The 20,651-nt window shown below is 54.8% G+C and carries 17 protein-coding genes and 5 tRNA genes; 7 read left to right on the top strand and 15 right to left on the bottom strand.

The annotated features are described in order from the left end of the window. The 5 genes from AC2FAK_RS18630 to AC2FAK_RS18650 form a co-directional block, all read right to left on the bottom strand. On the bottom strand, positions 1-727 hold a 727-nt coding region (locus AC2FAK_RS18630), incomplete at its 3' end, for an elongation factor Tu (RefSeq protein WP_485453323.1). 118 nt (positions 728-845) lie between these two features. Beyond that, positions 846-921, bottom strand: a tRNA-Thr gene (locus AC2FAK_RS18635). A gap of 6 nt (positions 922-927) precedes the next feature. Further along, positions 928-1,002, bottom strand: a tRNA-Gly gene (locus tag AC2FAK_RS18640). Between the two features lie 117 nt (positions 1,003-1,119). After that, a tRNA-Tyr gene (locus AC2FAK_RS18645) sits at positions 1,120-1,204 on the bottom strand. Between the two features lie 8 nt (positions 1,205-1,212). After that, a tRNA-Thr gene (locus tag AC2FAK_RS18650) sits at positions 1,213-1,288 on the bottom strand. A gap of 317 nt (positions 1,289-1,605) precedes the next feature. Between AC2FAK_RS18650 and coaA the strand changes: the two genes are divergently transcribed. After that, positions 1,606-2,556, top strand: a complete 951-nt coding sequence (gene coaA / locus AC2FAK_RS18655) for a type I pantothenate kinase (protein WP_013094996.1) — start codon at positions 1,606-1,608, stop codon at positions 2,554-2,556. A 43-nt stretch (positions 2,557-2,599) separates the two neighbouring features. Here coaA and dppF read toward each other — a convergent pair whose 3' ends face one another. From dppF to AC2FAK_RS18700, 9 genes are all read right to left on the bottom strand, one after another. Beyond that, a complete protein-coding gene (dppF, locus tag AC2FAK_RS18660) occupies positions 2,600-3,613 on the bottom strand; it encodes a dipeptide ABC transporter ATP-binding subunit DppF (protein WP_014830234.1) in 1,014 nt (337 codons plus the stop codon). Then, positions 3,610-4,593: a dipeptide ABC transporter ATP-binding protein gene (dppD, locus tag AC2FAK_RS18665; RefSeq protein ID WP_013094994.1), complete on the bottom strand. Its 984-nt coding sequence runs from the start codon at positions 4,591-4,593 to the stop codon at positions 3,610-3,612. The genes dppF and dppD overlap by 4 nt, the downstream gene beginning before the upstream one ends. 10 nt (positions 4,594-4,603) lie before the next feature. Then, positions 4,604-5,506 (bottom strand): dipeptide ABC transporter permease DppC, encoded by a 903-nt coding sequence (dppC, locus tag AC2FAK_RS18670; protein ID WP_020684504.1) that lies wholly within the window; start codon positions 5,504-5,506, stop codon positions 4,604-4,606. A 9-nt stretch (positions 5,507-5,515) separates the two neighbouring features. Continuing rightward, positions 5,516-6,535 carry a dipeptide ABC transporter permease DppB gene (gene dppB / locus AC2FAK_RS18675; RefSeq protein WP_014830232.1) on the bottom strand — a complete coding sequence of 340 codons (1,020 nt, stop codon included), beginning with the start codon at positions 6,533-6,535 and terminating at the stop codon, positions 5,516-5,518. 160 nt (positions 6,536-6,695) lie between these two features. Next, complete coding sequence (dppA, locus tag AC2FAK_RS18680; protein ID WP_023620080.1) at positions 6,696-8,303, bottom strand: dipeptide ABC transporter periplasmic-binding protein DppA; 1,608 nt, start codon at positions 8,301-8,303, stop codon at positions 6,696-6,698. 620 nt (positions 8,304-8,923) lie between these two features. Continuing rightward, positions 8,924-9,000 (bottom strand) — tRNA-Pro (locus AC2FAK_RS18685). Positions 9,001-9,091: 91 nt separating this feature from the next. Beyond that, positions 9,092-10,786, bottom strand: a complete 1,695-nt coding sequence (eptB, locus tag AC2FAK_RS18690; RefSeq protein ID WP_058661794.1) for a kdo(2)-lipid A phosphoethanolamine 7''-transferase — start codon at positions 10,784-10,786, stop codon at positions 9,092-9,094. 239 nt (positions 10,787-11,025) lie between these two features. Then, the gene (locus AC2FAK_RS18695; RefSeq protein WP_057072700.1) at positions 11,026-12,228 is read right to left on the bottom strand and encodes an L-lactate MFS transporter; all 1,203 of its coding nucleotides are present in this window, start codon (positions 12,226-12,228) and stop codon (positions 11,026-11,028) included. Between the two features lie 238 nt (positions 12,229-12,466). Next, positions 12,467-13,165 (bottom strand): autotransporter domain-containing protein, encoded by a 699-nt coding sequence (locus tag AC2FAK_RS18700; RefSeq protein ID WP_095455554.1) that lies wholly within the window; start codon positions 13,163-13,165, stop codon positions 12,467-12,469. Between the two features lie 159 nt (positions 13,166-13,324). Here AC2FAK_RS18700 and tag point away from each other — a divergent pair, with 159 nt between their 5' ends. Continuing rightward, positions 13,325-13,906: a DNA-3-methyladenine glycosylase I gene (tag, locus tag AC2FAK_RS18705; RefSeq protein ID WP_020686549.1), complete on the top strand. Its 582-nt coding sequence runs from the start codon at positions 13,325-13,327 to the stop codon at positions 13,904-13,906. Beyond that, positions 13,884-14,330, top strand: coding sequence for an N-acetyltransferase (locus tag AC2FAK_RS18710; protein ID WP_013094983.1), 447 nt, complete (start codon positions 13,884-13,886; stop codon positions 14,328-14,330). The genes tag and AC2FAK_RS18710 overlap by 23 nt, the downstream gene beginning before the upstream one ends. Here AC2FAK_RS18710 and AC2FAK_RS18715 read toward each other — a convergent pair. Beyond that, complete coding sequence (locus AC2FAK_RS18715; protein ID WP_073971508.1) at positions 14,293-16,614, bottom strand: molybdopterin guanine dinucleotide-containing S/N-oxide reductase; 2,322 nt, start codon at positions 16,612-16,614, stop codon at positions 14,293-14,295. The two genes, AC2FAK_RS18710 and AC2FAK_RS18715, sit on opposite strands and share 38 nt — an antisense overlap. Before the next feature lie 164 nt (positions 16,615-16,778). Between AC2FAK_RS18715 and AC2FAK_RS18720 the strand changes: the two genes are divergently transcribed. The 4 genes from AC2FAK_RS18720 to AC2FAK_RS18735 all read left to right on the top strand — a co-directional run bounded on the left by AC2FAK_RS18720 (position 16,779) and on the right by AC2FAK_RS18735 (position 20,596). Next, positions 16,779-17,441 (top strand): OmpA family lipoprotein, encoded by a 663-nt coding sequence (locus AC2FAK_RS18720; protein WP_013094980.1) that lies wholly within the window; start codon positions 16,779-16,781, stop codon positions 17,439-17,441. 342 nt (positions 17,442-17,783) lie between these two features. Further along, the gene (locus AC2FAK_RS18725; protein WP_013094979.1) at positions 17,784-18,800 is read left to right on the top strand and encodes a LacI family DNA-binding transcriptional regulator; all 1,017 of its coding nucleotides are present in this window, start codon (positions 17,784-17,786) and stop codon (positions 18,798-18,800) included. 104 nt (positions 18,801-18,904) lie between these two features. Beyond that, positions 18,905-19,654, top strand: a complete 750-nt coding sequence (locus tag AC2FAK_RS18730; RefSeq protein WP_058681641.1) for a sugar phosphate isomerase/epimerase family protein — start codon at positions 18,905-18,907, stop codon at positions 19,652-19,654. 3 nt (positions 19,655-19,657) lie between these two features. After that, a complete protein-coding gene (locus AC2FAK_RS18735) occupies positions 19,658-20,596 on the top strand; it encodes a sugar kinase (protein ID WP_095453449.1) in 939 nt (312 codons plus the stop codon). Positions 20,597-20,651 lie beyond the last annotated feature (55 nt).

Below are 20,651 nucleotides of genomic sequence, written 5' to 3' on the forward strand. Positions count from 1 at the left end.
CTTCTTCACCCACTTTGATGATACCGCGCTCTACACGACCGGTAACAACGGTACCACGACCGGAGATGGAGAATACGTCTTCGATTGGCAGCAGGAATGGCTTGTCAATCGCACGCTCTGGTTCTGGGATGTAAGAATCCAGGTAGCCAGCCAGTTCGATGATTTTTGCTTCCCACTCTGCGTCGCCTTCCAGCGCTTTCAGAGCAGAACCACGAACGATTGGGGTATCGTCGCCTGGGAAATCGTACTGAGACAGCAGTTCACGAACTTCCATCTCTACCAGTTCCAGCAGCTCTTCGTCATCAACCATGTCGCATTTGTTCAGGAACACGATGATGTAAGGAACGCCTACCTGACGACCCAGCAGGATGTGCTCACGAGTCTGAGGCATTGGGCCGTCAGTCGCAGCTACTACCAGGATCGCGCCGTCCATCTGCGCAGCACCGGTGATCATGTTTTTAACATAGTCGGCGTGGCCTGGGCAGTCTACGTGTGCGTAGTGGCGAGTCGGGGTGTCATACTCAACGTGAGAGGTGTTGATGGTGATACCACGAGCTTTTTCTTCTGGTGCGTTATCGATCTGGTCGAATGCACGAGCAGAACCACCGTAGGTTTTAGCCAGAACGGTAGTGATTGCAGCGGTCAGCGTTGTTTTACCATGGTCAACGTGGCCGATAGTACCGACGTTAACGTGCGGTTTTGTACGTTCAAACTTTTCTTTAGACATCGATTGTCCCTCTAAGACACGGATAAATCGGTGATATCACCACATCAACCAGGCGAAATGCCTGAACTGTTGAATCAAGTAAAATTGAAACAGAGAGAAACGGGAAGGAGAAGTGAAGTGGTGCTGATACCCAGAGTCGAACTGGGGACCTCACCCTTACCAAGGGTGCGCTCTACCAACTGAGCCATATCAGCACGTATTGGAGCGGGCAGCGGGAATCGAACCCGCATCATCAGCTTGGAAGGCTGAGGTAATAGCCATTATACGATGCCCGCATCCTGAAACTCGGCTACCCAGTTCTTTCTGTAACAAAAAAAGAGATTTCTCTCTTTTTAAGTTCGAGCTGATTCAGCTTTTAAACCAGCTCCGGCGGCATTTACGCTGCCAGAAAGTGGTGGTGGGGGAAGGATTCGAACCTTCGAAGTCTGTGACGGCAGATTTACAGTCTGCTCCCTTTGGCCGCTCGGGAACCCCACCGGACTTGATGGTGCCGACTACCGGAATCGAACTGGTGACCTACTGATTACAAGTCAGTTGCTCTACCTACTGAGCTAAGTCGGCATCAAGTAGCGCGCATTCTATGGATACCTGCGCGGTCATGCAACTAAAAATTTGCATAAAACGTTCTTTCGCTCACATTTTATGCTAACCACGCCTCAAGCGCTGTAAAAGTAGTCATTCACGGTCAAATATTCAACATATATGAGCGAATTGCATCGCATACACCGTAGCGTGACGGCTTCCGCGTAACGCAGCGCTTTCCATCTTTTTTCTTATTATTCCTGTCATCTGGTGTTAACCTCCTGCCCATTGTCCAAAATTAACTGTGTGATGAGCCATGATCCGGCAGTGTGATGCTGGCTCACTGAAGCATGCTTATGAGCAAAAAAGAGCAAACGTTAATGACGCCTTATCTTCACTTTAACCGCAGCCAGTGGGCTGCCCTGCGTGATTCCGTCCCTATGACGCTGACGGAAGGTGAAATCGCACGGTTAAAAGGGATAAACGAAGATCTGTCCCTGGAAGAGGTGGCAGAAATTTATCTCCCCCTCTCACGCTTGCTTAACTTCTATATCAGTTCCAACCTGCGCCGTCAGGCGGTGCTGGAGCAGTTCCTTGGAACCAATGGTCAGCGCATTCCTTATATCATCAGTATTGCTGGTAGCGTGGCGGTAGGTAAAAGCACCACCGCGCGTGTCTTGCAGGCTCTCCTGAGCCGCTGGCCAGAACACCGCAGCGTGGAGCTGATCACCACCGACGGCTTTCTGCACCCCAATGAGGTGTTAAAAGAACGTGGGCTGATGAAGAAGAAGGGCTTCCCGCTCTCTTATGACATGCACCGTCTGGTGAAATTTGTCTCTGACCTGAAATCCGGCGTACCTAACGTCACGGCGCCGGTCTATTCGCACCTGATCTACGATCGCATTCCGGGCGGAGACAAAACGGTGGTGCAGCCAGACATTCTGATTCTGGAAGGGTTAAATGTGCTGCAAAGTGGGATGGATTATCCTCACGATCCGCATCACGTGTTTGTCTCTGACTTCGTCGATTTCTCTATTTATGTCGATGCACCGGAAGATTTGCTGCAAAGCTGGTATATCAACCGCTTCCTGAAGTTCCGCGAAGGCGCATTCACTGACCCGGACTCCTATTTCCATCACTACGCCCAGCTTTCTGAAGAAGAGGCGGTGAAGGTGGCGACAGGTCTGTGGAACGAGATCAACTACGTAAACCTGAAAGAGAACATTCTCCCTACCCGCGAGCGGGCGAGCCTGATCCTCACCAAGAGCGAGAAGCACGCTGTCGACCAGATTCGTTTGCGGAAATAGGTTAGCAGACATAAAAAAACCGGCTCAACGCCGGTTTTTTTGTTTACGCCTGCGGCTTTTCGCCGTTTTCATCCTGATCGACCGCAAAGCAGGCCACCAACTGACCGCGATAATCTTTCAGCTGCGGCTGTAGCTGGGTGCAAGGGCCAAAGCGGCGACTGCAACGGGCGTTGAACGCACATCCCGGAGGTGGATTCAGCGGACTTGGCAGTTCACCGGTCAGCTTAATACGCTCGCGACGATCGTCCGGGTTCAGGCGCGGTGTCGCAGAGAGCAGCGCCTGGGTGTACGGGTGGCGAGGGTTATTAAAGATCTGATCTTTCGTCCCCTTCTCCACGCAGCGCCCCAGATACATCACCATCACTTCATCAGCGATATGCTCTACCACCGACAGGTCGTGGGAGATAAATACGTAAGACAGCCCCAGCTCCTGCTGCAGATCCATCATCAGATTCAGCACCTGTGCGCGCACGGAAACGTCGAGCGCTGAGACCGGTTCATCGGCAATCACGACATCCGGATCGAGCATCAGGCCACGGGCGATGGCGATACGCTGGCGCTGGCCGCCAGAGAACATATGCGGGTAGCGATCGTAATGCTCGGTTTTCAGGCCGACTTTCGCCATCATCGCCAGCGCTTTTTCACGACGCTGCTCTTTGCTGAGATTACTGTTAATCAGCAGCGGCTCTTCCAGAATCTGCCCCACTTTCTTGCGCGGGTTCAATGAACCGTACGGGTTCTGGAACACAATCTGGATTTTCTGGCGACGCAGCTTCTGCGCCTGCGGATCGTGCTTGAGCAGATCCTGCCCCTGATAATAGAGCTCGCCGCCGGTAGGCGTTTCTATCATCGTCAGCAGACGGCCTAAGGTTGATTTGCCGCAGCCCGACTCCCCGACCACCGCCAGCGTTTTACCGCGTTCGAGGGTAAAGGAGACGCCGTCCAGTGCTTTCACCAGGCGCTCAGGGGCAAAAATCCCCTTTTTCACCGGGTAGTGTTTTTTCAGGTCGATAGCCTGCAACAGTGGTTGTTGCGTGGTGGCCTGTTGCGTACTCATAGTGTTGGCCTCCCGGCATCATCGAGTGGGTAGTGGCATTTCGACTGACGACCGTCAGCCAGCTGGTTCAGCTCAGGCTCTTCTGCACGGCATTTATCCGTCGCATACGGGCAACGCGGATTCAGCAGGCAGCCCTGCGGACGGTCATATTTACCCGGTACCACACCCGGCAGCGACGCCAGACGCGCTTTATCCTGGGCAAACTCCGGCAGCGCACGTAAAAGCGCCTGGGTATACGGATGACGCGGTGCGCGGAAGATATCGTGCGAACTTCCGGTCTCCACCACCTGTCCTGCATACATCACGATGATTTTGTGTGCAGCTTCAGCCACCAGCGCCAGGTCGTGCGTAATCAGCACCAGCGCCATGTTCTCTTTCTGCTGCAGTTCCAGCAGCAGCTCGATGATTTGCGCCTGGATGGTCACGTCCAGCGCTGTGGTCGGCTCATCGGCAATCAGCAGTTTTGGCCGACAGGCAATTGCCATCGCGATCATCACACGCTGACTCATCCCGCCAGAAAGCTGATGCGGGTAGACATCAAGGCGCGATGCCGGGTCAGGGATCCCCACCTGGTTCAGCAGGTCGATCGCCCGCTGACGACGGGTTTTCTTGTTACCGCCCTGATGGACCTTGATCGCCTCCATAATCTGGAAGCCCACGGTGTAGCAGGGGTTCAGGCTGGTCATCGGGTCCTGGAAGATCATCGCCACTTCCGCGCCCACCAGCTGGCGGCGCTGTTTCTCGGAAATGCGCTTCAGATCCTGACCATTGAACTGCAGGTTTTCCGCCATCACGCGGCCCGGATAATCGATCAGCCCCATAATCGCCAGTGAGCTTACGGACTTACCGGAACCGGATTCCCCAACAATGCCAACCACTTCGCCCTGATTTACGCTGTAGCTGATGCGGTCCACGGCGCGAAACGGGGTGCCTTCATCGCCGAAGTGCACCGATAATTTATCTACATTTAATAACGCCATCTCGTGCCTCTTACTGCTTCAGTTTGGGATCAAGTGCATCGCGCAGACCATCACCCATCAGGTTAAATGCCAGCACCGTCAGCAGAATTGCCAGACCCGGGAAGGTGACAACCCACCAGGCGCTTTGTGCGAACTGCAACACGTCGGAGAGCATCGTGCCCCACTCCGGTGTTGGCGGCTGCGCACCCATGCCCAGGAAGCCAAGAGCGGCCATATCAAGAATGGCGTTAGAGAAGCCGAGCGACGCCTGAACAATCAGCGGCGCAAGGCAGTTCGGGAAGATATTGACGAACATCTGGCGCATCGCACCGGCACCGGCCACGCGGGACGCGGTGACGTAGTCGCGGTTCACTTCCACCAGCACTGCCGCACGGGTTAAACGCACGTAGTGAGGGAGTGCCACGAAGGTCAGCGCAAGCGCGGCGTTACCGATCGACGGGCCAAATATCGCCACCAGCACCAGGGCCAGCAGCAGGCTTGGCAGCGCTAGCATGATGTCGACGATACGCATGATGATGTTATCAACAATACCGCCAAAATAACCCGCAACCAGGCCGAGGATGATCCCCATGATCAGGGACAGCACCACCACCAGGCAGCCCACCAGCAGCGACAGACGCGCGCCGTACATCAGACGCGACAACACGTCGCGCCCCACATCATCGGTACCCAGCAGGTGAGCCAGGCTCCCGCCATCCTGCCATGCAGGGGGGGCCAGCAGCGCGTCACGGAACTGATCGGCCGGGTTATACGGTGCAAGCACGTTTGCAAACACGGCAATCAGGATCATGACAGAGACATAGACCAGCCCCACTACCGCGCCTTTATTACGCTTGAAGTAGTGCCAGAATTCCTGCAGCGGCGTCATTGGAACCGGTGCAGCAACCACTTTATTTTCAGAAACGTGTGACATGATGGCCCCTTACTTCTTATGACGAATACGCGGGTTCACCACGCCGTACAGCAAATCGACCAGCAGGTTGACGAGAATAATCATCGTCGCGACCAGCAATACACCGCCCTGCACGACCGGATAGTCACGGCGTTGCAGCGCGTCAATCAGCCAGCGGCCAAGGCCCGGCCAGGAGAAGATGGTTTCGGTCAGGATCGCCCCTGCCAGCAGCGTACCCACCTGCAGACCGATAACGGTCACCACCGGCAGCATGGCGTTACGCAGAGCATGAACGATGATGACTCGCATACGCGTCAGGCCCTTGGCACGCGCGGTACGAATATAATCCTCGCCCAGCACTTCCAGCATTGACGAACGGGTCATACGCACGATTACCGCCAGAGGGATCGTGCCGAGCACCATCGCCGGCAGGATCATATGCGCGACCGCATCAATAAAGTTGCCCTCTTCGCCCCAGATCGCCGTATCAATCAGCATAAAGCCGGTCAACGGGTTGGAATCATCGAGGAAGACCATATCGCTGACGCGTCCGGAGACCGGCGTCAGGTTAAGCTGCACCGAGACCAGCATAATCAGCATCATGCCCCACCAGAAGATCGGCATGGAGTAGCCGGTCAGCGCTAGGCCCACGGCGGTATGGTCAAAAATAGAGCCACGTTTAACGGCAGCCAGCACCCCGACAGGGATACCCACCGCAGTGGCAAAAATCATGGCGCAGATGCCAAGCTCCAGTGTCGCTTTAAAACGCGGCACGAACTCGTCCCACACCGGAAGACGGCTTTTCAGTGAAATCCCTAAGTCACCGTGCATAACGCCCCAGATATAGTGGAGGTACTGCTGCCACATCGGCTTATCGAGGCCGAGTTCAGCCAGCAGCTGCGCATGACGTTCAGGGGAAATACCACGCTCGCCCGCCATAATCATTACCGGGTCGCCGGGGATCATATGGACAAAGGCAAAAGTGAGAAGGGTGATACCGATAAACGTGGGGATGACAAGTCCCAGACGTCGGAGGATGAACTGCAACATAACCCGGATTCTCTCTGAAGACGCACGACCAGTGGCGTGGCGTCTGTATTGCTCACAAATGTAAATTCCCTCTCCCGCAGGAGAGGGTTAGGGTGAGGACTAGCATGCAAGCCCCTCACCCCTGCCCTCTCCCACAGGGAGAGGGAGAACACCCTACTGATTATTCAACAGATACGTTTTCGAAGTGGTGTTTGCCCAGCGGATCAACCACGTAGCCTTTCACTTCTTTGCGCACTGGCTCGTACACGGTGGAGTGAGCAACAATCAGAGCCGGAGCCTGATCGTGCATAACAACCTGTGCCTGCTTGTAGAGTTCAATACGTTTGTTGTGATCGTCGGTGGCACGCGCCGGCTGGATCAGGTCTTCAAACGGCTTGTAACACCAGCGAGAGTAGTTAGAGCCGTCTTTTGCCGCCGCACAGCTGAAGAGGGTGGCGAAGAAGTTGTCCGGATCCCCGTTGTCACCGGTCCAGCCCATCATCACTGCCTGATGCTCACCCGCTTTGGCGCGCTTCAGATACTCGCCCCACTCGTAGGTAACAATCTTGGCCTGAACGCCGATTTTCGCCCAGTCAGCCTGAACCATTTCAGCCATACGGCGTGCGTTCGGGTTGTACGGACGCTGTACCGGCATCGCCCACAGTTCAACGGTAAAGCCTTTATCCTGCCCTGCTTCCTTCAGCAGCGCTTTCGCTTTCTCTGGGTCGTAGGTGTAGTCTTTAACGTCATCGTTATAGCCCCACATGGTTGGCGGGATCAGGTTTTTAGCCGCAACGCCAGCGCCCTGGTAAACGGCCTTGATGATCGCTTCTTTGTTCACCGCATAGGTCAGCGCCTGACGCACTTTCACGTCATCAAACGGTTTCTTCTCGGTGTTGAAGGAGAGATAGCCCACGTTCAGGCCAGCCTGCTCCATCAGGTTGATATTCTTGTCCTGCTTCATGCGGGCGATATCAGCCGGGTTCGGGTATGGCATAACCTGGCATTCGTTTTTCTGCAGTTTTGCGTAACGCACAGACGCGTCAGGCGTGATGGAGAAGACCAGACGATCGATCTGTGGTTTGGTACCCCAGTAGCCTGGGAACGCTTTGTACAGAATACGGGAGTCTTTCTGGTACTGCAGCAGCTGGAACGGACCGGTACCGATTGGGTTCAGGTCCACTTTTTCCGGCGTGCCGGCTTTCAGCATGTTGTCCGCGTACTCTTTAGAGAGGATAGAGGCGAAGTCCATGGCCAGGTCAGCCAGGAATGGCGCTTCCGGGCGAGTCAGCACGAACTGAACGGTTTTATCGTCCACTTTTTTCACTTCAGCGATCAGGTCTGGCAGACCCATCCCTTCGAAGTACTCATAGCTGCCGCCGGACACTTTGTGGTACGGGTTCTGAGCGTTTTTCTGACGATCGAAGGAGAACACAACGTCATCGGCGTTGAAGTCGCGCGTTGGTTTGAATTCTTTGCTGTCCTGCCACTTCACGCCCTGGCGCAGGTGGAAGGTATAGGTTTTACCGTCTTCGCTGACGTCCCACTTCTCCGCCAGGCCAGGAATCACTTCCGTGGTGCCGGTTTTGAATTCAACCAGACGGTTATAGATCGGCACAGAGCTTGCGTCGTAAGTCGTACCAGAGGTAAAGAGCTGTGGGTTAAAGCCTTCCGGCGAGCCTTCAGAACAGTAAACCAGGGTTTTTGCCTGTACGCTTGCTGCCACGGTCATAGCCACCAGGCTCAGACCAAGCTTCAGCATCCCTGACTTCTTCAAGGAAATACTCATTATTCTGCTCCAATGTGATGTTTTGCTTTGTTGTGTTACGCCGCCTGACCTTTATTTATTTTTTACCCGGTCCGGTCGGTGATGCCCGAAGGCGTTAAAGGGATGGAGAATCCTTTCAGAAGAGCGTTGGAGTTGCAGCGCAGATCGTCCCTGAAATGCCCCTCGTGCCCTACAATCTGTCAACAGAATGTGAAAACGTCAATACAGGTGACGGGGATTTACGCTGAGTGTGAGAAACCGCAAACAAAGATTAAAAAAACTATGTACGCCAGTTTTCAGCAGGGAAATTTATGCTACTCGTCATGTTGCAGCACAAATATCTTCATATTTCGCAACAATCAGTGATTAACTTTTATTCAGAATGGGTAAATTTTCTTGCAGAACGGTGATTATCTGAGCACTAAATACCGCGAACGTTAAAACGCACAGCGAAAAATGCTGAGGTTATCCATAAGCAACGCGAAAAAAGATCAATCTATATATAAAAAAATACAATGGATTATGTCACAAAATCACGAACAGGCAGGAAGAAGCAGGACTAAGAGGTGTTTTGGCTAATCTGGACGAATAAAGCGTTAATGCAAAAAGGGCTAACCTTGCGGTTAGCCCTTTTTTGAATGTGGTCGGCGAGAGAGGATTCGAACCTCCGACCCACTGGTCCCAAACCAGTTGCGCTACCAAGCTGCGCTACTCGCCGAATGCGGAGCGCATCTTACTGCTGAGGTGCGCCCCCGTCAATCCCTTAATTTAAAAAAGCCATCCAACTGGCGATAAACTCGCCAGGCAAGCTACTGCGCGGCTTTCTGGCTGCTTTCAGGCAGTTTGCACCAGTTGTTATTTTCGTTAATCCCCCCGTCCGGAGAGGTATAACCCAGGCACCCCATGATGGTGTCGTACAACTCAACGTGACGGCGCGGTACCTTAATTTCTGCCTGCTGTTTCAAATGAGCAAACATTTTGGCTTTGTCAGGGTTCTCCAGGTACTTATCTGACATCCACATAATCATCGGTACACGGAATTGCTCCGGCGGCGCCAGCTTACGCGGCGTACCGTGCAAATGTTCCTTTTCGTTAATGGATTCACCGTGGTCTGCCGCATAGATGACAATCGCTTTCTTATCACGCAACTCATCAATCACACGGCTCAGGAACGTATCCACATACAGAACAGTATTATCGAAAGCATTTACCAACTCTTCCTTGCTACAGCTCGCATTAATGCTGACACACTCCGGTTGCCACTTCGCGAAATCTCGCGTGTAACGCTGGTAATAGCTGTAATGTGATCCTTTAGTATGCAGAATGATGAGATGTTTTCCCTTTGGATGATTTTTTAGAGACTGTGACATTTCCTGGAGCAGCAACATATCATCGACACTCTTTCCACGGTTACGTGGCTCGGCGCCAATCTGCTCGCGATACGCGATGTTATCCGCCAACGTGTTGGTATAAAACCACATCTCGCTTTGCATGGCGAACAGATCGGAGCTAAAGCCAAGCTGCTTCAGCACAGCAAACACGTTTTGCTCTTTGAGGGTACGCTGAGGGTTATCGCTCGCACCGCCTTCACGCACAAACATACAGCGCAAGGACAGCTTCGTAGCGGTATCACAGGAGTAGCCGCGGTAAGCCACCAGATTCTTTTCCTGCGCCAGTTTTGGGGTGGTATCGCGGTCATAACCGAGAATGCCCATATGATCCCAGCGCGTCGTTTCGCCGATAACAAAAACCACGTAAGTATCATCCAGCCCATCAGCAGGAGCCTGGTAAGTGAATTTTTTGGCCGGGTTAACCAGCGATTTCACATCACTGGATTCGTCCGCCTGCGCCCAGGCATAAAGACCTAACGCCGACAGCCAGTTGGACGGCAGATAAGAGTTGGCGACTACGCCGCCGTAGCTTGGCATATCCACGCCCGTCACTTTTTCGACTTTTCTTTGCTGTTTTTCCATCAGGCGGATAGGCGCCCATACCAGCAAACCGGCCAGCAGGACCACGGCGACAGTGCGGATCCGCTGTCCACGAGTGCGCAACTGGCGTAACAACGTATAGCGGCAGGTATTACTCCAGATAAAGAAGAGTGGGAGCAGACAGGTTAAAATTGTCCAGACGATAAAGCCTTTACCCACAACCTCTTTCGAGAGGTCAATGTCAGTGGTCATTACCGACGCAACGATACCGTAGCCAATGACTACGTTCATAAAGGTCATGTAATAGCTGGCGGCGGCGGAAATTATCACCACCAGCGAGGCCAGAATTTGCCACGTGCGACGGCCGAAGAGAGATAACAGGCGTAACAAGAAAAATGTCGCGAGGACGGAGCCGAACACTTCAATAGCGGCAAAAATTCCATTTCTTACGGTGAGGTCTTCGAAATAACCTTCCACTCGTCTGAACAGCACCGCGCCATTCAGAAATAATCCGATATAGACAGCCAGCATCAGACACAATCTTTGCTGGGTAATAGACCTAATGTATTTCATGCAAACAACCCTGGGGGAAGGGGTATAAAGACCCGCCGAATCTCAGTGAGAAAGCGGACAGAGTAAGTAAATGCGTAAGAAAGCGTTATCAGAAACGTCTACAAGCGCCGTAAGTAGACCACAGCGGGAGAGAAAAGTGGCAGCGGAGAATGTGATCGGTGCAAATTTTTACAAAATAACAAGTCTGGAAGCATATCAAATAAAGGTTAAAGAGGCCGTTAAGGCCTCTTTAATTTAAGTTAAGCATGTGCTTCATTAAACACTTCGCGCTGCGGCTGCCGAATCGTCGTCGACAGGGCCAGTGAAATAATCAACAGGGCGAATATTACGCAGAAGGTGACATAGAATCCGCCGAACAGCGAGGCAATTAACGAGCCGCAAATGCTGCCGATGCCAAAGCCTAAGTAAATCACGCCATAATTTTTCGCCAGGTTGTTCAGACCAAAGAACTCGCTCACCAGTGACGGGAACACCGTGATGGTGCCGCCGAAGTTAAAGGCCACGCAGGCAATCGCAGCAAAGAAAGTCGCTTCATTCAGGGGCGCAAACAGCAGAGCCGCCATACCCACCAGTGAAACCACCTGTCCAAGGGTAATCACGCGGATACGGGCAATCTTGTCGGACAGGATACCCAGCACCAGACGACCAGACAGGTTAGCGATAGAGATCACGGTCACCGCGTTTGCCGCCGTCATGGCATCCAGTTTAACCATGCCCTGCGCGATATCTTTCGCCACACCAATCACATACAGGCCACTCATGCAGGCCGTCAGGAACATCACCGCCAGCATCCAGTACTGGGGTTTACGCATGGATTGAGCCAGGGTGAAGTCATTCTCCACCACGCCGTTAACGGTTTTCACTTCCTGTTGCGGTGCGTCTTTCATCAGCGTCGCGCCAAACAGGATCATCACCAGAACGATAACCCCCCAAATCATGAAGGTTTTTTCGAGGCCAACCGACGCCAGCAGATGAGAGTCGATAAATTTAAATCCGAGGCTGCCCAGGCCATAAGAACCGATGGCAAACGCGGAGATTAACCCTTTACGCTCCGGGAACCATTTGACGCAGTTTGACAGGGTCAGCAGATAACCGGCACCGTCCGCCAGACCAACCAGTACCCCGGCGCTCAGCCAGAGCATCATCAGGTTGTTTGAATACGCCGTCAGGAAAAAGCCCAATCCCAGCAGGATCCCCGAGGCCATCGTGACGCGTTTCACGCCGAACCGCTCCTGCAATTTGCCCGCAACCGAAGAGGACAGCGCCAGCCCAAGGCTTAGCAAACCGAAAGAGAACGCCACCTGACTGATCGGCGCGCCGAGCTTGTCGGAAAGGGCACTGTTAAACAGGCTCCAGGTATAGACCGAGCCCAACGCAAACTGGGTGACGATGGTGCCAAAGAGCGTCAGCCAGCGTGTACGATTGTAGGAAGATGTATTCATGGCAGTTGTCCTGCAAGAGAAAGTAAGGGAATTTGCTGAGGACAACGATAAACAAAACCCTGATCCAGCTGGGGGAAAACGGCATGAGATGCAGGAGAAACGGAATGAAATGCCTGGAATCGGGAATGAACGACCTTGCCGAGGAATGAAGCGACAGAATGTTAGTGCCCGCTATCGCTACAACCCCCACGGTTATTGTATTCAAGATGTTAACGTGACGTTTAAAATAGTAACAACGTTAGAAATTTGCACTTACGCCCAGCGTGTACAAAAACTGCTCTCCCGTCGTGCTGTCCTCCCCCTGCGCTAAGGAAGCATACGCCGCCATGTGCGAGGTGAAAGGAATATCGGTGCCTACGGTGACATCCATCCAGTTGCCATTTTGAGCCGGGGCAGGCGTTTGCGGCATCCCGAACTGGGATTTCCACTGATTTTCACCATACTGCTGGTTATAGCTAATCTGCGCCCAGGGACGAAGTTCGCCATATTGCGTATCCACGCGCCAGCCTAGCGTACTCACGCTGGCATGCCACAGGGAATCGGTCAGCGCCTGGGTTGTCACGCTATCACCAAACTCATTAATCATCATGGGCGTGGTGCCGTCATAACGCCATGCCACCACCGGGCCGGTCGTGACATGGCCCGCCAGCGGAAAATTCCAGCCGACGCTCATCGCCCCCGCGGAGGACGAGCCAGAGGGCAGATTCAGAGCCAGCCCCGGCGCATTTTGCGAAGACTGGATGCGCTCCGCCAGGATATCGTCATAACGCGGTTGGTGATCCGCATCCCATGTATAGCGTTCCGCCGTATTACTTTGCGGGTCTGAAACGATATATTCCTGTTGCCAGGCAAATGCTGAGTGACCAGAAAGCAGACAGGCTGAAATCCCCACCAGGCCAGAAACAGCATGGCGACCACTGAATTTTTTTATCATCAAAGCGACTCCAGAGAGAGCCGAATTCGGCGATTTTTATCATTGTTCAGGAAGAGGTTTTTAGGGCTTATGGCCCTGTATTAACTATTGTCTTTACAGGTCACACGTCAAGCCTGACGGAATGAAATTTTTGCGATAACCGTGTCATAAGGGAGATAACCGATGCAACGTTGCGGTTGGGTAAGCCAGGATCAGCTCTATATCGACTATCACGATCGGGAATGGGGCGTGCCGGAAACGGACGGCAAAAAACTTTTCGAGATGATCTGCCTGGAGGGTCAGCAGGCGGGTTTGTCATGGATTACGGTATTGAAGAAACGCGAAAACTACCGCAATGCCTTTCATCAGTTCGATCCCGTCCGGGTCGCCGCGATGACCGACGACGACGTGGAGCGACTGGTGCAGGATGCAGGCATCATCCGCCATCGCGGTAAGATCCAGGCCATTATCGGTAACGCACGCGCTTACCTGGCAATGGAACAAAACGGTGAATCGTTCTCAGAGTTTGTCTGGACGTTTGTGAATAACGATCCGCAAATCACGCAGGCCGCCACGCTCGCGGAAATTCCCGCCTCGACTCCGGCCTCGGACGCACTCTCGAAAGCGCTGAAAAAACGCGGCTTTAAGTTTGTCGGCTCCACCATCTGCTACGCCTTTATGCAGGCCTGTGGCCTGGTCAATGACCATGTTACCGGCTGCTTCTGTCATCCGGGAGGCCATCATGATCCGCAAATGGCAAAGTGAGAATACCGCGTCGCTTTTGAGCCTATGGCTTGAAAGTACCACGGAAGCGCATCCGTTTATTGAGGCGAGCTACTGGAAAGAGAACGAAGCCATGGTGCGGGACGTTTATCTGCCGTCGGCCGAAACCTGGGTCTGGGAACAGGATGGCGAACCTTACGGGTTTATCAGCGTGATGCAGTCTCAGTTTGTCGGCGCACTATTTGTCGCACCGGCGTACATCGGCAAAGGCATCGGACGCGCGCTGCTGAACCACGTTCAACAGCGCTTCCCGCATTTAAGCCTGGAGGTGTATCAAAAAAATGTCCGGGCGGTGAATTTCTACCATGCTCAGGGCTTTCGTATCGAAGACAGCGCCTGGCAGGATGACACCCAACACCCGACGTGGATCATGAGCTGGCAGGCGGATCAAACGCCGTCAGAGTAAGCTCGGGGCCCAGATATTTCTCAACCCATGCCAGCGCCGTATTGCCTGCGCAGCCATTCCCCAGCTTCGAGCTGGGGAGATCTTTGGTCAGTACGTTAACGGCACCGTTTTTACAAATACCGCTCTCGTCCAGGTCCGGCCACGCGCCCTGGTGGATGCAGATCACGCCAGGTTTGATTCCGTCGCTCACCACCGCTCCGGCCAACACCTGCCCACGATGGTTCCAGACGCGCACCAGATCGCCATCCGCAATCCCGCGCGCTTTGGCATCTTCAGCATGAAGCGTGATCGGCTCCCGCCCGGCGACCGCATACTGCTCGCGCAGCGACGAATAGTTAAGCTGGCTGTGCAGGCGATGCGCGGGGTGCGCGGATAACACCTGGAGCTGCTCAGGCTGGGCATTGCCGTGCCACTCATCCGGTTCAAGCCATGTGGGATGCGCAGGACAATCCGCGTACCCAAAGCGGGCAATGCGCTCACTGTAAATCACAATCTTTCCGCTCTCAGTTTTCAGCGGATGGTTCTCCGGGTCGCGACGGAAATCGGCGAAACGGACAAACTGCGCGTTCTGCTCGCTCTCCGGCATTTCGAAAATCGCGTTCGCTTCCCAGAATTCCGCAAACGGCGGCAGCGTCACCCCCTGGGCCGCACCGCGCTGAGCGGCAATCTGATAGAACGTTTCCAGCCACTCAAGATCGGTTTTCCCTTCGGTGAAACGCTCACGACCGCCCGCTTCCCACCGTTCGCTCAGTTCCGCAAATACGTCAAAATCATCACGCGCTTCATCCCGCGGTGCGACCACACGCTTCATCGGCACCATATGCTGATTGCTGTAGTCACCGGTCATGGTGAGATCGTTACGCTCGTACGAGGTCGTGGCCGGCAGCACGATATCGGCATGTTTGGCGGAGGCGGTCCAGAAGCATTCCGAAATCACCACCAGCTCTGGCTTCTGCCAGGCGCGGATCAAACGATTGGTATCCTGATGGTGCGTGAAATTCGCCCCACCCGCCCACCAGACAAACTTAATATCCGGGAAATGGCGGTCCAGACCGTTATGCTGATAAAATCCGCCCGGGTTTTCCAGGGCTTCAACAATACGCGCCACCGGAATTTTATCCACGGCATCAACGCCGCCCTTCACCGATCCCTGCATGGAGGCCAGCACGGCGGCTTTACGGGTGGGGTTGCCGCCATTGGCGAAGTGATAAGAGAGCCCAAACCCGCCGCCCGGCGTACCAATTTGCCCGAGCATCGCGGCAAGCGTCACCAGCATCCAGTGTTTTTGCTCGCCAAACTGCTGGCGCTGCATGCCCCAACCGGACATCAACATCGTGGTGTTTTCATGGAACAACGCGGCCAGTTCACGGAGCTTGTCAGCCGGAATGCCACAAATATCGGCTGCCCACGCTGCCGTTTTGGCAACACCATCCGTTTTACCCGTCAGATAATCGGCGAATTTGTCGAAGCCCGATGTGCAACGCGCGAGGAAGTCGGCGTCGTGCCAGCCCTTCTCTACCAGCGTGTGGGCGATACCCAGCATCATCGCCACGTCAGTCCCCATATGCGGGGCGAGCCATTCGGCACTGTCACCAAAGAAATCCAGGGTTTCAGAGCGCATGGGGTCAATACAGATGATGCGCTTACCGCTCTTGCGCAGCGCATCAAAATAGCCAATACCCTGCTCGTCGGAAGCATTCCAGGCAATTTTTAGCGTGTTGAGAGGGTTGGCACTCCACAGCACCACCACCTCGGTATGCTCCAGTACCAGCGGCCAGCTGGTCTGCTGCTGATAAACCTCATTACCGCCGACGACGTACGGCATGATCGCCTGCGCCGCGCCGGTGGAGTAATCCCCCAGATGGCCCGTGTAGCCGCCGGCCAGGCTCATGTAGCGCTGCAGCAATGTCGATGCTTTATGCAGTACGCCGTTAGAACGCCAGCCGTAAGAGCCGGCAAAAATGGATGCAGGCCCATAGCTGTCGCGGATGCGCTTGTGCTGGGCGTGGATCAGCGCCAGCGCGTCATCCCAGCTCACACGCACAAACTCATCCTGACCACGAATGCCCTGCGGCTTGTCCGGCGAAGCCAGAAATCCTTTACGCACCATCGGCCAGCGCACACGGGTTTTGCTGTGCACCTGATCGCGAACGACGGTCTGTAAAGAGTTAGGGTGTTGTGTTGGCAATGCCCCACGGGAAGACAGGACATTTTCGCCGTCGGTTTCGACCAGCATCGGCCCCCAGTGGGCGGCGGTCAGAATGGTTTTTGTTGAGGTGCTCAAAGCGTGCGCTCCTGGTTGCGTGCAGGTTTACGGTCTTGTTATTGAGGCCGTTTATGGTTTGTCACAAATTTCAGAGTTATCCCCGGAATTTTCTCCGTATCCGGACGTCATAATCAACTGCCACGTCCGTCGTGGCAAAGAATAAAAAGGATTAAGGAAAGAAGATGAAAAAACGCGTACTCGTTATTGCCGCTCTGGTGAGCGGTGCACTGGCGGTTTCTGGCTGCACAACAAACCCATACACCGGTGAACGCGAAGCGGGTAAATCCGGCATCGGCGCGGGTATCGGTTCACTGGTCGGGGCGGGTGTAGGTGCGCTCTCCTCCTCCAAAAAAGACCGCGGTAAAGGCGCGCTGATTGGCGCAGCGGCAGGCGCAGCACTCGGCGGCGGCGTGGGTTATTACATGGATGTGCAGGAAGCGAAGCTGCGCGACAAAATGAAAGGCACAGGCGTGAGCGTCACGCGCAGCGGTGACAACATCATCCTGAATATGCCTAACAACGTGACCTTCGACAGCAGCAGCGCAACGCTGAAACCTGCCGGTGCGAATACCCTGACCGGCGTGGCGATGGTGCTAAAAGAGTACAACAAGACCGCCGTAAATGTGATTGGCTACACCGACAGCACCGGCAGCCAGGAGCTGAACATGCGTCTGTCTCAGCAGCGTGCGGATTCCGTGGCCAGCTCGCTGATCACCCAGGGCGTTGAAGCGAACCGTATCCGCACCAGCGGTATGGGCCCGGCAAACCCTATCGCCAGCAACAGCACGGCGGAAGGCAAAGCGCAGAACCGTCGCGTTGAAATTACGTTAAGTCCAATTCAGTAATCGCATTTCCCCCTCTCCCCGTGGGCTGAGGAATCCCCAGAAAATTAGATATGGATAAATGGTTGTTTATTGTTCAAAAATGGAGCTAAAAACAACCGATAACTCGACAGAAGATGCACATTTATGAGCGTTTTCTGTCTGTCTACGAGCTGAGTGAATCTAACTGCTCGCAAAATATTCATTCTAATCCTCTGAAACCACTAATAAAAAATTAGTGGGGATTCCTCAGCCCCGTGGGAGAGGGTCGGGGTGAGGGCATCAGACCGCACACCCCGACATGAACCACTTGCCAACGTTGATTTTCCCGCTAAGGTATTCTCACTAAAGTCAGGGAATTCAGTGATGAGCAAACCAACGCGGGCCACCATCAGCGACGTGGCGAAAGCCGCCAGAACCGGTAAAACCAGTATTTCACGCTATCTCAACGGCGAGAAACACCTGCTTTCCGATGCGCTGCTGGCACGTATTGAACAGGCCATTGCCGATCTCGACTACCGCCCCAGCATCATGGCGCGCGGACTTAAACGTGGCCGTACCCGCCTTATCGGGCTTATCATCGCCGATATTACCAACCCCTACTCGGTAAACGTGCTGAGCGGTATCGAAGCCGCCTGTCGCGAGAAAGGTTTTACCCCGCTGGTCTGTAATACCAACAACGAGGTGGACCAGGAGCTGCATTATCTCGATCTGCTGCGCAGCTACCAGGTGGAAGGTATCGTGGTCAATGCCGTAGGTATGCGTGAGGAAGGGTTAAACCGGCTGCAACAGTCTTCCCTGCCGATGGTGCTCATCGATCGTAAAATCCCGGAGTTCGCCTGCGACGTCGTCGGGCTGGATAATACCCAGGCGGCCACGACTGCAACCGAGCATCTGATCGAACAGGGCTTCGAAGCAATTCTGTTCCTGAGCGAGCCGCTGGGCATGGTGAATACCCGTCGCGAGCGCCTGAATGCATTTCGTGCCACCCTGGAGCGTTATCCCGGAGTGATCGCCGAAAACGCCGAAACTCCGCTTCATGAAGCCGACCAGCTCGACAATACCCTGCGTCAGTTCCACACGCGCCATCGCGGGATGCGCAAAGCTGTGATTTCGGCCAATGGGGCGCTGACGCTTCAGGTCGCCCGCTCGCTCAAACGCATTGGCCTGCACTGGGGCAGCGATATCGGCCTGCTGGGCTTCGATGAACTGGAGTGGGCAGAACTGGCCGGGGTAGGCATCACCACGCTCAAACAGCCGACCTGGCAAATCGGCTATGCCGCTGTTGAACAAGTGGTTCGTCGCATTGAAGGGATCAGCGATGCCGTACGCGAGCAGGTCTTTTCTGGCGAGCTGATTGTCCGCGGCTCCACCGCCCGTTAATTTCCCCTTGTGATGACGATCATAAATTCAACATCCTGAACTTTTCTTTGGAACCGGTTCCATCTAGCGTAATAGTATCGATGTACGTTTGATGGAGTTCCTGAATGGGCAGAAAAATAATGGTGGTCACCGCCGCGTATGGTGCGGATCAGGTGCGACAGGCTGGCGGCCAACGGGCGATGCTGCCCGTGATTGCCGGTGCGGGTGCCGATGGCGTAGAGATCCGCCGGGAGCTGTTCAACAGCCAAGAGCTACAGGCGCTGCCTGCGCTGGGTGAATCCATTGAGCTGCTGGGCCTGCTGGCGTGTTATTCCGCCCCCGCCCCCCTGTTTATGCCCGACGGTACCCTCAACCCCGACCTTCCCCGCTACCTTTCCGAAGCCAGCACGCTCAACGCGCTGTGGCTGAAGGTATCCCTGGGACATTTCAGCGGCACCCGGCCGCTTACCGCCCTGCGCACTTTGCTCAATGAGAGCGGCATGGCACTGGTGGTGGAAAACGACCAGACCGACTGCGGCCAGCTTGCGCCGATGCAGCGCTTCCAGGCCGCCTGCCGGGAAATGGCGCTCCCCGTCACGCTGACCTTCGACATGGGTAACTGGCTGTGGGTCGGCGACTCGCCGGAAGAAGCGGCAACCCGTCTGGCTCCGGCGGTCAGCTATATCCACGTGAAAGCCGCTGTACCGCATAAAGCGCAGTTCCGCGCCGTCGCGCCGGATCGCGCCGATGCGCGCTGGCTGGCCCTGCTCAGTCAGTTGCCTGCCGATGCCCCACGCGGGATCGAGTTCCCGCTGGAAGGGGCGGACTTAACCGCTGTCACCCGGCATTACGTTAACCTGCTGCGCGAGGAGTAAACCATGCACAAGACACTGGATGTGATAACTATCGGTGAAGCCATGGCGATGTTTGTCGCTACCGAAACCGGTGAGCTGAGCACGGTTGAGCACTTTATCAAACGCGTGGCAGGCGCAGAGCTGAACGTGGCAACGGGGCTGGCGCGCCTCGGTCTGAAAACAGGCTGGGTCAGCCGCGTGGGTGACGACAGCTTTGGTCACTTCGTTCTTGATTCGCTGAAAAAAGAGGGGATTGATGCCGCAGGCGTAACGCTCGATGGACGCTTCCCGACCGGCTTTCAGCTTAAATCTAAAGTCGAAAATGGAACCGATCCCATCGTGGAATACTTCCGCAAAGGGTCGGCGGCAAGCCATCTCTCGGTGGAAGATTATCACGCCGAGTACTTTGCGAGTGCACGCCATCTGCACCTGAGCGGTGTGGCAGCCGCGTTGTCGGCCAGCTCGTATGAGCTGCTCGATCATGCCGCGACCACCATGAAGGCTCAGGGGAAAACGATCTCTTTCGATCCTAACCTGCGCCCGGTGTTGTGGAAAAGCGAGGCGGAGATGGTCGAGAAGCTGAACCGTCTGGCATTCCAGGCGGACTGGGTTCTGCCGGGGGTGAAAGAAGGCGTGATCCTCACCGGTGAAAACACGCCGGAAGGGATTGCCGATTTTTACCTGAATAAAGGGGTAAAAGCGGTGGTACTGAAAACAGGTGCCGATGGCGCATGGTTTAAAACCGCGGATGGTGAACAGGGCGCGGTCGCGGCCGTGAAGGTTGAGAACGTAGTCGATACCGTCGGCGCGGGCGATGGCTTTGCCGTCGGGGTCATTAGCGCCCTGCTGGAAGGCAAACCGCTGCCGCAGGCCATCGCGCGGGGCAACTGGATCGGCTCGCTGGCCATTCAGGTGCAGGGTGACAGTGAAGGATTGCCGACGCGCGCACAGCTTAACGAGTAAATCCCTCTCCCATGGGAGAGGGCCAGGGTGAGGGCAACGACCCGCACATATAATT

It is taken from the genome of Enterobacter cloacae complex sp. 394F7, from assembly GCF_057320385.1.

What these genes read in the sequence shown, in the direction of transcription:
- coaA (WP_013094996.1), top strand. Translation starts at nt 1,606, where the DNA reads ATGAGCAAAAAAGAGCAAACGTTAATGACGCCTTATCTTCACTTTAAC.
- dppF (WP_014830234.1), bottom strand. Translation starts at nt 3,613, where the DNA reads ATGAGTACGCAACAGGCCACCACGCAACAACCACTGTTGCAGGCTATC.
- dppD (WP_013094994.1), bottom strand. Translation starts at nt 4,593, where the DNA reads ATGGCGTTATTAAATGTAGATAAATTATCGGTGCACTTCGGCGATGAA.
- dppC (WP_020684504.1), bottom strand. Translation starts at nt 5,506, where the DNA reads ATGTCACACGTTTCTGAAAATAAAGTGGTTGCTGCACCGGTTCCAATG.
- dppB (WP_014830232.1), bottom strand. Translation starts at nt 6,535, where the DNA reads ATGTTGCAGTTCATCCTCCGACGTCTGGGACTTGTCATCCCCACGTTT.
- dppA (WP_023620080.1), bottom strand. Translation starts at nt 8,303, where the DNA reads ATGAGTATTTCCTTGAAGAAGTCAGGGATGCTGAAGCTTGGTCTGAGC.
- eptB (WP_058661794.1), bottom strand. Translation starts at nt 10,786, where the DNA reads ATGAAATACATTAGGTCTATTACCCAGCAAAGATTGTGTCTGATGCTG.
- AC2FAK_RS18695 (WP_057072700.1), bottom strand. Translation starts at nt 12,228, where the DNA reads ATGAATACATCTTCCTACAATCGTACACGCTGGCTGACGCTCTTTGGC.
- tag (WP_020686549.1), top strand. Translation starts at nt 13,325, where the DNA reads ATGCAACGTTGCGGTTGGGTAAGCCAGGATCAGCTCTATATCGACTAT.
- AC2FAK_RS18710 (WP_013094983.1), top strand. Translation starts at nt 13,884, where the DNA reads ATGATCCGCAAATGGCAAAGTGAGAATACCGCGTCGCTTTTGAGCCTA.
- AC2FAK_RS18720 (WP_013094980.1), top strand. Translation starts at nt 16,779, where the DNA reads ATGAAAAAACGCGTACTCGTTATTGCCGCTCTGGTGAGCGGTGCACTG.
- AC2FAK_RS18725 (WP_013094979.1), top strand. Translation starts at nt 17,784, where the DNA reads ATGAGCAAACCAACGCGGGCCACCATCAGCGACGTGGCGAAAGCCGCC.
- AC2FAK_RS18730 (WP_058681641.1), top strand. Translation starts at nt 18,905, where the DNA reads ATGGGCAGAAAAATAATGGTGGTCACCGCCGCGTATGGTGCGGATCAG.
- AC2FAK_RS18735 (WP_095453449.1), top strand. Translation starts at nt 19,658, where the DNA reads ATGCACAAGACACTGGATGTGATAACTATCGGTGAAGCCATGGCGATG.